The organism is Thalassospira sp. B30-1 (assembly GCF_015767575.1).
Classification (GTDB): Bacteria; Pseudomonadota; Alphaproteobacteria; order Rhodospirillales; family Thalassospiraceae; genus Thalassospira; species Thalassospira xiamenensis.
The window spans coordinates 3,306,815-3,319,657 of record NZ_CP065232.1; the positions used below are offsets into that span (position 1 = coordinate 3,306,815).

Annotated in this window: 9 protein-coding genes; 3 read left to right on the forward strand and 6 right to left on the reverse strand. The window is 53.9% G+C overall.

The genetic code is table 11. The features are described 5' to 3' along the window. Positions 1-4: 4 nt before the first annotated feature. From IT971_RS15635 to IT971_RS15650, 4 genes are all read right to left on the reverse strand, one after another. Entirely contained in the window at positions 5-460 is a 456-nt protein-coding gene (locus tag IT971_RS15635; RefSeq protein WP_007091103.1) for an NAD(P) transhydrogenase subunit alpha, read from the reverse strand. After that, positions 453-1,613 carry a Re/Si-specific NAD(P)(+) transhydrogenase subunit alpha gene (locus IT971_RS15640; RefSeq protein ID WP_063092382.1) on the reverse strand — a complete coding sequence of 387 codons (1,161 nt, stop codon included), beginning with the start codon at positions 1,611-1,613 and terminating at the stop codon, positions 453-455. Before IT971_RS15640 ends, IT971_RS15635 begins: the two co-directional genes overlap by 8 nt. Positions 1,614-2,332: 719 nt before the next feature. Continuing rightward, a complete protein-coding gene (locus IT971_RS15645) occupies positions 2,333-3,712 on the reverse strand; it encodes an AarF/ABC1/UbiB kinase family protein (protein ID WP_063092381.1) in 1,380 nt (459 codons plus the stop codon). A gap of 1 nt (position 3,713) precedes the next feature. Next, positions 3,714-5,489: a M3 family oligoendopeptidase gene (locus IT971_RS15650; RefSeq protein ID WP_063092380.1), complete on the reverse strand. Its 1,776-nt coding sequence runs from the start codon at positions 5,487-5,489 to the stop codon at positions 3,714-3,716. Positions 5,490-5,924: 435 nt separating this feature from the next. On the opposite strand from IT971_RS15650, the gene IT971_RS15655 reads away from it, so the two are divergent. Further along, on the forward strand, positions 5,925-7,745 hold the full coding sequence (locus tag IT971_RS15655) for a long-chain fatty acid--CoA ligase (RefSeq protein ID WP_063092379.1): 1,821 nt from the start codon (positions 5,925-5,927) through the stop codon (positions 7,743-7,745). Between the two features lie 9 nt (positions 7,746-7,754). Further along, positions 7,755-8,177: an ATP-binding protein gene (locus IT971_RS15660; RefSeq protein ID WP_082822644.1), complete on the forward strand. Its 423-nt coding sequence runs from the start codon at positions 7,755-7,757 to the stop codon at positions 8,175-8,177. A gap of 5 nt (positions 8,178-8,182) precedes the next feature. On the opposite strand, the gene IT971_RS15665 is transcribed toward IT971_RS15660, so the two are convergent. Together IT971_RS15665 and clpB are read right to left on the reverse strand one after the other, a co-directional pair. Further along, a complete protein-coding gene (locus tag IT971_RS15665; protein WP_223305190.1) occupies positions 8,183-8,986 on the reverse strand; it encodes a DUF4197 domain-containing protein in 804 nt (267 codons plus the stop codon). 112 nt (positions 8,987-9,098) lie between these two features. Beyond that, on the reverse strand, positions 9,099-11,690 hold the full coding sequence (gene clpB, locus IT971_RS15670) for an ATP-dependent chaperone ClpB (protein WP_063092377.1): 2,592 nt from the start codon (positions 11,688-11,690) through the stop codon (positions 9,099-9,101). A gap of 386 nt (positions 11,691-12,076) precedes the next feature. On the opposite strand from clpB, the gene IT971_RS15675 reads away from it, so the two are divergent. Continuing rightward, entirely contained in the window at positions 12,077-12,841 is a 765-nt protein-coding gene (locus IT971_RS15675; RefSeq protein ID WP_007091112.1) for an MOSC domain-containing protein, read from the forward strand. Positions 12,842-12,843: the final 2 nt, after the last annotated feature.

Below are 12,843 nucleotides of genomic sequence, written 5' to 3' on the forward strand. Positions count from 1 at the left end.
TCCCCTACTTCTTTTTCTTGAACATGTGCAGCATGCGCTGTGCGACGATGAAACCGCCAAAGATGTTGACCGACGCCAGCACCACGGCAATGAAGCCCATCGCCTTGGACAGGTTCATATCAATCGGGCCAGCCGCCAGAAGCGCACCAACAATGATCACCGATGAAATGGCATTGGTCACCGCCATCAACGGTGAATGAAGGGCCGGGGTGACTTTCCAAACAACGTAATAGCCAACAAAGCAGGCCAGAACGAACACCGTCAGGCCAAGCACCGTCGGGCTGACACCGCTTGTATGGACAACCGTGTTGGCCGAGCTGGCCATATCGCCCGCCTGATTGGCAAGGCTATCGGCAAGCTTTGCGGCCTTTTCGGCCAGACCAAGGGCCGCATCGCGCAGCTCGTTGGCATTCTCGGCGGCATTCTGGGCCGCATTTTGGGTTACGGATTGATCAGCCATTTGCGACCTCCTCACCACCGAATTTCGGATGAACAACCTTGCCATCACGGGTCAGCATGGTTTCGGCAATAATCTGGTCTTCGGCATTGAAGGCCAGCGTGCCTTTTTCCTTGTCAACGGACAGCGTGATGAAATTCAGAAGGTTTTTGGCATACATCGCCGTTGCATCGGTTGCGACGGAACTGGTGATGTTTTCAGGGCCAATGATTTTCACACCATTATCGGTCACAACCGTTTCACCAAGTTTCGCACCCGCAACGTTGCCACCGCGTTCAGCCGCAAGATCAATGATGACCGATCCCGGCTTCATGCCCGCGACCATATCGGCGGTAACGATTTCCGGTGCCGGACGGCCCGGAATCAATGCTGTTGTGATGACGATATCGGTCTTTGCCAGAACTTCCTTAAGCTTGGCGGCTTGTTTGGCCTTGTATTCGTCCGACATTTCCTTGGCATAACCGCCTGCGGTTTCGCCGTCGGCTGCGTCGTCTTCGACCTCGATAAACGTCCCGCCAAGCGATTGAACCTGTTCCTTGACTGCCGGGCGCACATCAAACGCGGAAACCACCGCGCCAAGGCGCTTGGCGGTCGCAATCGCCTGAAGCCCGGCAACACCGGCCCCGACGATAACAACGCGTGCGGGTGGCAACGTCCCGGCCGCCGTCATCATCATCGGATAAATCCGGCCAAATTCATGGGCGGCATCAAGCACCGCACGATACCCCGCCAGGTTGGATTGTGACGATAGCACATCCATAGACTGGGCACGCGAAATGCGCGGCATCAGTTCCATGGCAAAGGACGAAACCCCCGCCGCCGCCATTTTTTCAATAAGATCCTTGCGATCATACGGATCAAGCAAGGCAATGATGGCGGCACCCTTTTTATAGGCGGCAAGCTCGTCGGTTTTTCCATCAACAACCGGCGGGCGCACCTTCAGGATCACATCGGCATCCTTGACGGTGGTTTTCATCGTTTTGGCAATGGTTGCACCAGCATCGGTAAAGCGATCATCCGGTATCGCGGCGTTAATTCCGGCACCAGCTTCGATTGCAACGTCAAACCCAAGACCAATCAGTTTCTTGACGGTATCTGGTGTAACGGCAACGCGCCTTTCCCCGGGCCATATTTCCTTTGGAACGGCCAGTTTCATCGCGTTCAACCTCCTTCCCTACAATTATGAATAAGCACGGCATTTTTGTTTTTATAAAACGCGGTCCGCGTCCGGTGCCTGCGCATCAGACTGGCCACGATTACCCTTGCCCGGCAAGAAAAAAGGCGGTTCTTCCGCTTTAACAGAAGAAACCGCCCACTTTCCCACCACGCATTCCGAGGCAAAAAGCCTTGGCGACAAGTCAGGTCCCACCCGCCATTGGTGCTCAGGACAAACAATCAATGACGCCCTGCCTTGTCTGCGTTGAATGCAAGATGCGATTTCTTCCGGCCTGCGACAACATCAAAACCCTATAAAAAATCACTTTAACTTAATTTCAGTTTATATTGTCTCAAAACACATGTGAGCGGATTTTCGCACATATTATTTCCACCCTGTAACAGGTCCTTATCCCGAACAGATAGAATCAATCCCCTGATTTATGGAAGTTTCCCCTATTTCACGCCATCGCAGTAAGTGAATATTATTTGAAAAACACACCCGCAGGTTTTCACCAAACCCATCACAACGCAAGCAAAGAAAGGAAAAAGTTTTCAACACCCGGGGTCGTTCAAGTCGGGAAATTTCGGATTAAATAGCCGAAAAAGGATCATGCAAAACTGTATTGTTTCGAAATAGCCGATCAATTAGCAAATCGACCCAACCGATTCTTTCGATCCGGAACGTCAAAAATAAAATTATAAAACAGGGAAATCGGATCAGTTTTCTGGACGATCCAGCCCGACTTTGGAAAGGGCAGCATCCTGGTTGCGGGCCAATATGTCCGCATCAAAGTTTCCGACCAGATCGTTGAATATCTGATACCAGTTCAGATGCGCATCAAGGCGCAGGAACACCGCACCAAGCCCAACGGCCGCACGATCCACCAGAACAAATTCGCGCGGCGGCTTGACCCCACCGACGCGGCGCAACTCACGGTGCACCCTGCCCGCGACCTCCGCCCCATAGGCCACCGAATTGGTTTCATCCATCCGGCGTTCGCGATCATCAAGGATCGGGCCATAGACAAAACCAGCCCAGATATTAAGAACATCAATCAGTTCTCGTGACGGGTTATCGAATCCCCAGCTTTGATAGGCATGAACCGCCTTTTCCTCGTCCTTATCCCGCAATGCTTCATAAAGCGTGATGACGGCATTGACGAAAGCAGGCGGGAAAATACGGATACAGCCGAAATCAAGCAGATTGACCGACAGATCATCGCGCAGCGAATAGTTCCCCAGATGCGGATCGCCATGAATCACGCCATAACGGTAAAATGGTACATACCACGCGCGAAACATTTTCAGCGCCACCTGATTGCGTGCTTCCTGCGACGGATCACTATCAAGGAATTTCTGGAATTTCTGCCCAGTCTGCCACGTCATGGTCAGAAGCCGCTTGGTCGTAAGATCCATCACCGGTTCGGGCACATGCACACAATCCTCATCGGCCAGCATGTGGCGATACAGCAGCATGTTTCGGGCTTCACGTTCATAATCAAGTTCCTCGCGCAGGCGCGCGGTCAGTTCAAGCTGAATATTTTCGGCATCAATCGCGCTGTCATACCGGCGATAGATCGCAAATGCAGCGCGAAGCTGCTTAAGATCGGCTTCCACTGTCGCCGACATATCGGGATATTGCAGCTTGCAGGCCACCGTTCGACCATCATCAAGTGTGGCACGATGAACCTGCCCAAGCGATGCGGCGGCCACCGCATCGCGGCTGAAATCGGTGAATTTTTCCTGCCATCCCGCCCCCAGTTCGGTGCGCATCCGGCGTTTGACAAACAGCCATCCCATACTGGGGGCATCCGCCTGAAGCGTTGCCAGTGCCTGGGTATATTCCTTTGGCAGGGCATCGGGGATGGTCGACAGGATTTGCGCAACCTTCATCAACGGGCCCTTAAGCCCGCCCAAGGCGGATGTCAGTTCGGCGGCATATTTCGAATGATCGATATCACCGCCGAACATTTTTCCCGTGGCAAGGCGTGCAGCCAGCTTTCCAGCCGACGCCCCCACCTTCGCATAACGACGAACCCTCCCGCCGAACCGATTGCTCTCGTTTTGGGCGGTGAAATCTTCGTCGTCATTGCTCATCTCAGGAAAGTTCCTCCAACTCGTCGATCATGCGTTTGATCATGTTAAGGCCGCGCTGCCAGAATGCCGGATCGGAGGCGTCCAAACCGAACGGTGCCAGCAGTTCCTGATGGCGTTTGGTGCCACCGGCTTTCAGCATTTCGAAATATTTCTGCTGGAAACCGTCTTCGGCATTTTCATAAACGTCATACAGCGAATTCACGAGGCAATCGCCAAACGCATAGGCGTAAACATAAAACGGCGAATGGATGAAATGCGGGATATAGGACCAGTAATATTTGTACTCGTCCTCGTACCGGATCGCATCACCCAGACTTTCATGTTGTACGGCAAGCCAGATCTCGCAGATCTCATCGACCGTCAATTCTCCTTCGCGGCGTTTGGTATGAACGCGTTTTTCAAATTCAAAGAACGCGATCTGGCGCACGACGGTGTTGAGCATATCCTCGACCTTGCCAGCCAGCATGATGCGTTTCATCTTCGGATCGGTTTCCGCACGCAGCATCGACTGGAAGGTCAGCATTTCACCAAAAACAGACGCGGTTTCCGCCAAGGTCAGCGGCGTGTCAGACAGGAAATAGCCCTGCTCCCCGGCAAGAACCTGATGAACCCCATGGCCAAGTTCGTGCGCCAGCGTCATCACGTCGCGCGTTTTGCCGTGATAGTTCAGCAGAAGGTACGGGTGGGCTGACGGCACGGTCGGATGAGCAAAGGCCCCAGATGATTTGCCGGCACGCGGCGGCACATCAATCCACGGATTATCAAAGAATTTCTGACCGACTTCAGCGAGCTCGGGCGAAAATTCACCATATGCCTTAAGGACGGTTTTACGCGCCGTGTCCCAATCGATATGGCGATCATCATCATCTGGAAGCGGCGCATTGCGATCCCAGTAATCAAGCTGATCAACGCCAAACCATTTGGCTTTGAGGCGGTAATACCGATGCGACAGATCGGCATGACTGCTGGCGACTGCGGAATTCAGCGCCTCGACAACATCGTCTTCGACCTGGTTTGACAGGTTGCGCGCCGACACGGGGGTTGCGAATTTACGCAGCCGGTCGTCAATTTCCTTGTCCTTGGCCAGCGTATTGGTGATATGGGCCAGAAGCTTGATGTTTTTGCCCAGGACATCGCCAATCGATTTTGCCGCTGCCTTGCGTTCCGCCACCTTGGTCGAAGACAGCATATTGGCGACATCCGACATGGTCAGTTCTTCGCCATTCATCGGGAAACGCAGATCGGCCATCGTCTGATCGAACAAACGCACCCATGCACTTGAACCGGCAACGCGGCGTTCATGCAGGACCTGCTCGACCTCGTCCGAAAGTTGGTGCGGACGGAAAGCACGGTTTTCATCAAGCCACGGGCGATAACGGCAAAGGGCGGCACTTTCGTTATATTTTGTCGAAAGCACCTCTTCCTCAATCCGGTTGATTTCAAGCCCGAAGAACAGCGACAGGCTGGAAATGCTGGTCATTTCTTCCTGAACGGATTGGTAGAATTGGCCAATCGCCGCGTCCGAGCTATCACCTGCATACAGCAGCTGCGCGAACGATCCGATCCGGCCACAGACTTCGCTGACGGCTTCATATTCGGCAATTGCGGCGGCAAGTTCATTCCCCGAAAGACCGGCAAGCTTGCCCTGATAGTTTTTCTGGAAGGCGTCCGAGCGGGCTTTGGCATCATCAAGATCACGCCGGATGGCCGGGTCTTTGGGATCGTTATAGAGATCGGACAGATCCCAGGTCGGCAAATTCTTGTCGGTCGCGTTCATTTGTCCTCCAGACAGTCGATTATGTCATCATGCCTTTTGCATTCAGGCCCGAAACATCCATGCCCCGATATATGCTGGCCGGGGGGCCTGCGCCAGTGCCGATCACAGCTTTGTCTGTGCGCGCACATCAAACGGGGCGAATTTCAGTACCGACAATAGCGTTTTGAACCCGGCTTGTGAAATCGCTATCATCGATGGAACCCAACGATTTTTTCCTAAGGTGTGAAGTCGCACGCATTTGAACGGTTCAAAGATCATTTTCCGGCTGCGTAATGCCGCAATCCCTGATAACAAAAGCAATGTGGCCCCGTGCATCTGTGATGGAAGCGCCGAACTTTTGATAGTTTGCGATCACAATGCGGTGACAGACGTAAACAGTGACACCAAGATCACTGTATGAAGGTAAGAGAAACGACAACAAGGCAAGGAAGCGTCATGACGAATTTGCAGGATTATGCCGATTGGCAGAACTTGCCGTCGATGTTTTTCAAACAGGCTGAAAAATACGGGGATGCACCGTTCTTATGGACCAAGGATGGTGAGACAGATGAGTTTGTCCCGACCAGCTGGAATGACGCCGCCGATCAGGTGCGCGCATTGGCGCGCTCACTTTATAAAATCGGGGTTCGCCCCGGCGATCGGGTTTTGCTGGTGTCGGAAAACCGCACCGAATGGGGTATTGCCGATCTGGCGATCATGTGTGTTGGTGCCCTGACCGTTCCCGCCTATACCACCAATACCGAACGCGATCATCTGCACGCGATCGAAGACAGCGGTGCAGGCATTGCCATCATATCGACCAAAAAACTCGCCCAGCCGTTCCTGCATGCTGCCCTTGATAGCGGGCGCTGCCGCCATGCGATCATGATGGAAGACTGGGGCCAAAGCTTTGTCGGTGACATCACCATCACCCGCTGGGAAGATATGATTTCGCAGGGGCGTGGACTGACTGATGATGTCGATGCATGGGTTGCCAATATTGAACGCGATCAGCTTGCCTGCCTGATATACACATCCGGCACGGGCGGCGCGCCCAAGGGCGTTATGCTCAGCCACGGGGCGATCCTGTCAAACTGCATGGGGGCGTTTGATATCATCGAAACGCTGGGGATCGAGGAAGAGGTCTTCCTGTCCTTCCTGCCGCTGTCGCATTCCTACGAACATACCGCGGGCCTTTATTTTCCGATGAGCATCGGCGCACAGATCTATTACGCCGAAAGCCTTGATCGGCTCGCGGCAAACCTTGCCGAAGTTCGTCCGACCATCATGACGGCGGTGCCGCGCCTTTATGAAATGCTCTATCAGCGCATGAGCCGCATGGTCGAAAAAGAAGGCGGCTTCAAGCAGAAGCTGTTTAATCTGACGCTCAAGCTTGGTCGCAAGACTTACGAAAAACAATCCCTCAGCCTGATTGAAAAAATCCAGAATTTCGTTTGCGAGATTCTGTTGCGCCGTAAATTACGCCAGCGTTTCGGCGGCCGGATCAAGGCCATGGTATCGGGTGGCGGTCCGCTGAACTACGAACTTGGCGTTCTGTTTGTTTCGTGCGGCATTCGTATCCTTCAGGGATATGGCCAAACCGAATTTGCCCCAGTCGTTTCGTGCAACCGTGCCGAAAACAACAAATTGCGTACTGTTGGCCCGCCGATGGTCGGAGCCGAAGCAAAAATTGCCGATGACGGTGAAATCCTGCTGCGCGGCGAAAGCATGATGAAGGGGTACTGGAACCTGCCCGAAGTCACTGCTGCCACCATCATAGATGGCTGGCTGCATACCGGGGATATCGGCAAGTTCGACGAAGAAGGCAGCCTTGTCATCACGGACCGCAAAAAGGATATCATCGTCAATTCCGGGGGCGACAATATCTCGCCCCAACGGATCGAGGGTCTTCTGACGCTGGAAACCGAAATTTCCCAGGCGATGGTTTACGGCGACGACAAACCTTATCTGGTTGCTGTCCTGTGGCCGGACGAGGATTTCATGCGCGAATTCGCCAAGGAAAACGGGATCGAGAACAATATTGATCTCCTTGGCGAGAACGAGGAATTCCGCAAAAAAATCCGCACCGCGGTTGATCATGTCAATCGCCGTCTTTCGACGATTGAAAAGGTCAGAAGCTTTACCTTCGCCGAAAGCCCGTTCTCGATTGATAACGAGATGCTGACGCCATCAATGAAAATCCGCCGCCACAAGATCAAGGCAGCCTATGGTCAGGCTCTTGATGCCCTGTATCAGCGCAAGCGTGGTGGGCAGTAACAGGAACCAATGGCAAATCATTTGGCGGACAAACCGATATTAACCCTGATCCGGGGCCTTCCCGGATCAGGAAAATCAACCCTTGCCGCCGCGATTTGCCAGATAACCGATGCAGTCCATCTCGAAGCCGATCAGTTCATGATCGACCGCAGCGGCAATTACCGGTTTGATAGCCGCAAACTGCGTGACGTTCATGCACGCTGCGAAGCCGAATGCGACGGGCATCTATCAGCCGGGCAAAGCGTCGTTGTTTCCAACACATTTAGTGAAATCTGGGAAATGCAGGCCTATCTCGACATGGCGGAACGCCACCATGCCGCATTGCAGATCATCGAATGCCATGGACGATTTGGCAATATCCATGGCGTCCCCGATGATAAAATCAACGCCATGCGCAAACGCTGGCAACAGCTTCCCGAACGTTATAGCTAAGCCGTTCAGTTCACAGTCGAAAAGACCTTTTTCAACACATCCGTTGTCCAACGCGCCGGGTCGTTGCGGATATCGGCTTCCTGTTTTGCGATGTAATAAAACAGGCCATCCATCGCCTTGTCGGTGGCATGATCGGAAAGTGATGCCTTGATATCGGGCACCATCGGCAATGTGTCGTACTGCCCCATCATCTGATCATAAAGCTGCAACGCGCCGGTTTCGGCCAATGCTTCGCCAATTACCGGCCGCAATCTGCTTTCGATATCCCCGCCCGATACACGGCGCAGATATTTCGTCGCGGCATCTTCCGGCCCGTCCAGAATGCCTTTGGCGTCTTCAAGCGTCATGCGGCTGACAGCATCGGCGAGAATATCACCGGCATCCCGCATGGTCTGTTCGGCCGCACGGTTCATTCGCAATTCAATTTCCTCGCCATAACTGCCAAGCCCGGCAGCACTTAGCAGGGATTGCGCATGCTTGACGCTATCAGGCAGCGGAATATGCGCCACCGGATCGGCATTGAAGCCATCCGTCACGCCAAGATCGGTGGTGACAACCTCAACCCCCTTATCAAGCGCCTGACGCAGGGCATCGGAAACCGTTTCATCGGACACCCCCGCCATCGACGCCGAACTGCTGCCCGATCCGCTGCCAGTCGTGTTCCCTGTCACGCTGCCAAGTGCTTCCTTAGCCTTGTCAAAAAACGATTGCGCAGATGCATCGACCGATAGTCCGGCCATCAGGGCCAGAAACGACGCGGACACAATCAATCGGGTAAAGGTCTTGGGTTTTGGTGGCAGTGATCGCATGGATGTCCCCTTGGATTTGGTATTTTCATCATCCTGCAGGCAGATCATAGCCTTGAAAAGACAAAACCCCGATCCGGGACCGGGGTTTTGCAAGATTTCAAATCTGCGATGATCAGTCGACCAGTTCGACCTTCTTGCCGTTCAGAAGTAACTGACCGCCTTCAGCAGAAACCGGGATGGTATCGCCATCCTTGATCCCACCTTCAAGGATTTGCATTGCAAGCGGGTTTTGCAGATAGCGCTGAACAACCCGTTTAAGCGGACGCGCACCATAGACCGGGTCATACCCCTTATCGGCCAGCCAGCTTTTGGCGAACTCGTCAAGCTGCAGGGTGATTTTGCGATCAAACAGCAGCTTTTCAAGACGACCCAACTGGATATCGACAATCGTATCCATCTGGGCACGTTTCAGGCGATGGAAAAGAAGCACTTCGTCCAACCGGTTCAGGAACTCCGGGCGGAACGACGCCCGCACGACTTCCATCACCTGGCTGCGCAATTCGCTGCTGTCATGGCCTTCTTCCTGATTGGCCAGAATGTCGGCCCCCAGGTTCGACGTCAGGATGATCAACGTATTACGGAAGTCGACCGTGCGTCCCTGCCCGTCGGTCAAACGACCTTCGTCAAGAACCTGCAACAGAACGTTGAACACATCGGGATGGGCTTTTTCAACTTCGTCAAACAGCACCACCTGATAAGGACGCCGCCGCACAGCTTCGGTCAGCGAACCGCCTTCTTCGTACCCGACATAGCCCGGAGGCGCACCGATAAGCCGCGACACCGCATGTTTTTCCATGAATTCCGACATATCAATGCGAACCATGGCCTGTTCATCATCAAACAGGAACTGTGCAAGCGCCTTGGTCAATTCGGTTTTACCAACCCCTGTCGGACCAAGGAACAGGAACGATCCCATCGGCCGGTTCGGGTCCTGCAACCCGGCACGCGCACGGCGCACCGCATTCGAAATCGACCGCACCGCTTCATCCTGACCGACGACGCGTTTGCGCAGGATATCTTCCATCCCAAGCAGTTTTTCACGTTCGCCTTCCAGCATCTTGTCAACCGGAATACCCGTCCAGCGCGACACGACCGAAGCGATGTGCTTTTCGGTCACCGCTTCTTCTTTCATGCCGTCGGCCTGATCGTCTTCGGCCTTTTCAAGCAACCGTTCCAGTGCCGGGATTTCTTCGTATTGAAGCTGCCCGGCACGGTCCAGACGCCCGTCACGCATCGCGCGTTCAAGTTCGCCGCGTGCCTGGTCAAGCTGTTCCTTGATATGGGTCGATGCCGCCAGTTCCTTTTTCTGGGCTTCCCATTTCGCGGTCAGCTCCGCCGATTTGCCCTCAAGTTCGGCCAATTCCTTATCAAGGCGTCCTAGACGATCTTTCGATGCCCGGTCTTCCTCCTTCTTAAGGGCTTCGCGCTCGATCTTCAGCTGAATGATGCGGCGATCAAGTTCGTCGATTTCTTCGGGCTTGGAATCAAGTTCCATCCGAAGACGCGACGCCGACTCATCCATAAGGTCAATCGCCTTATCGGGAAGGAAACGGTCGGTAATGTACCGGTTCGAAAGCGTTGCCGCCGCTACCAGCGCATTATCGGCAATACGCACCCCGTGATGGAGTTCGTATTTTTCCTTGATGCCACGCAGGATCGAAACCGTGTCGGAAACACTGGGTTCTGAAACAAAGACCGGCTGGAAACGACGGGCAAGAGCCGCGTCCTTTTCAATATGCTGCCGGTATTCGTCCAGGGTCGTTGCCCCGACACAGTGAAGCTCACCGCGCGCCAGTGCCGGTTTCAAAAGGTTGGAGGCATCCATCGATCCCTCTGCCTTTCCGGCTCCGACCAGCGTGTGTAATTCATCGATGAACAGAACAATCTGCCCTGCTTCGGCCTCGATCTCGGACATAACCGCTTTCAGGCGTTCTTCAAACTCGCCGCGGAACTTGGCACCGGCAATCAGCGCACCAAGATCAAGCGACAGAAGCTTTTTGTCCTTAAGCGTTTCAGGCACGTCACCCTTGACGATGCGCAACGCCAAACCCTCGGCAATGGCGGTTTTACCCACGCCGGGCTCGCCGATCAGAACCGGGTTGTTTTTTGTCCGGCGCGACAGCACCTGAATCGCGCGCCGAATTTCTTCATCACGGCCAATCACCGGATCAAGTTTGCCTTCTCGTGCCGCCGCGGTCAGATCACGCGCGTATTTCTTAAGCGCGTCATACTGGCTTTCCGCACCGGAACTATCGGCCGTGCGGCCTTTGCGGATATCGTTAATCGCCCCGTTAAGAGCCTGTGCGGTCAATCCTGCATCGGCCAGAACCTTGCCCGCAACCGATTTCGGATCAAGTGCAATGGTCAGCAACAACCGTTCAGCGGTGACATAGCTGTCACCGGCTTTCTTGGCGACTTCCTGTGCCTGATCAATCAACCGGGCAAAGTCGGACGACAGATAAATCTGGCCATTGCCGCCCGATACCTTGGGCAGTTTTGCCAATTCCTGCGCACAGCGATCCTGTGCCGTTTTCGGCTTTCCGCCCGCCGCCTTGATAAGATTGGCTGCCAGACCTTCTTCGTCGTCAAGCAGCACTTTCAGAAGGTGGATCGGCACAAACTGCTGATGGTTTTCACGCAGCGCCAATGATTGCGCCGCCTGAAGAAAGCCTTTGGACCGGTCCGTAAATTTTTCGAATTCCATGCCTGTCACTCCTTGAGCCAACAGTATCGTAACATGCGGACCTTCTTGGAAGCATCCGCGACCTTAAGTGGTTTTATCCACAATGGAAATTATCACCCTTTCCATTGCCGACGTCTTTGATATGTCTCAGTTTCAGGGCTTTGCAAGACGATACCCCTACAAAAGTTGCAAGAATTAATTGTGCATCGCAAAACCGTTTTCTGGCATCATTCAAGATTGCGACGAAAAGCACTGTCATTCCCGGCAAATCCGTTGCGCAAGACCGCACAGGAAGTCTTGCCCTTGGGAATGCAAGGCATTAACGTCGCCCTTCATATTTTTACGGCTTGCAACCCGGCCCGCCCCGTTTGCCGATATGCATATTATGCCACACAGGATCGAATGCCATGACTGTCCAGCTTAAAGCCATCAAACGTTACCCCGTCAAAGGGCTCAGCGGCATTGAAATGCCTGCCGCCGACATCACTGCACACAAGATGCTGCAAGATGATCGTCGCTTCATCATCGCCACCCAATCATCGGTTGGTCAGGACGGTGTGCATGAATGGGCGCGCAAAAGCAATTTCCTGCAACTGGTTAACACGCCCAAGCTGGCCGAACTTGGCATCGAATATGACGATGCAACCACGACGTTGGCAATCCTTCGCAATGGTCGCGTGATCTGCAAAGGCAATCTTGAAGACAAGATGGGCCGCACCGTGGTCGAGGATTTCCTCTCGGCATTCCTGAAAAACGAGATCGCCGGAACGCCCAGAATTTATTCTGTCCCCGATGTCAGCTTCGGCGACATGAAGGAACCCTATATCTCGATCATCAATCTGGCATCGGTGCGCGATTTCGGCGACCGTGTCGCCCAGACAGAAATCGATCCGATGCGCTTCCGCGGTAATCTGCTGATTGACGGGCTTGAACCATGGGCGGAACTGAAATGGGAAGAAGGCCAGATCATTCAGATTAATGGCGTAGATTTCCGCGTTATCCACCCGATCACGCGCTGCAAAGCAACCAGCGTCAACCCCGGCACGGCAGAGTCCGACATCAATGTGCCCCTGCTGCTGCGTAAAGGTATGAACCACCTTTATATGGGGGTTTATGTCGAAGCACTCGGTTCCGGTGCCATCCATCCGGAGGATGTAGTCACAGTTGCATAACG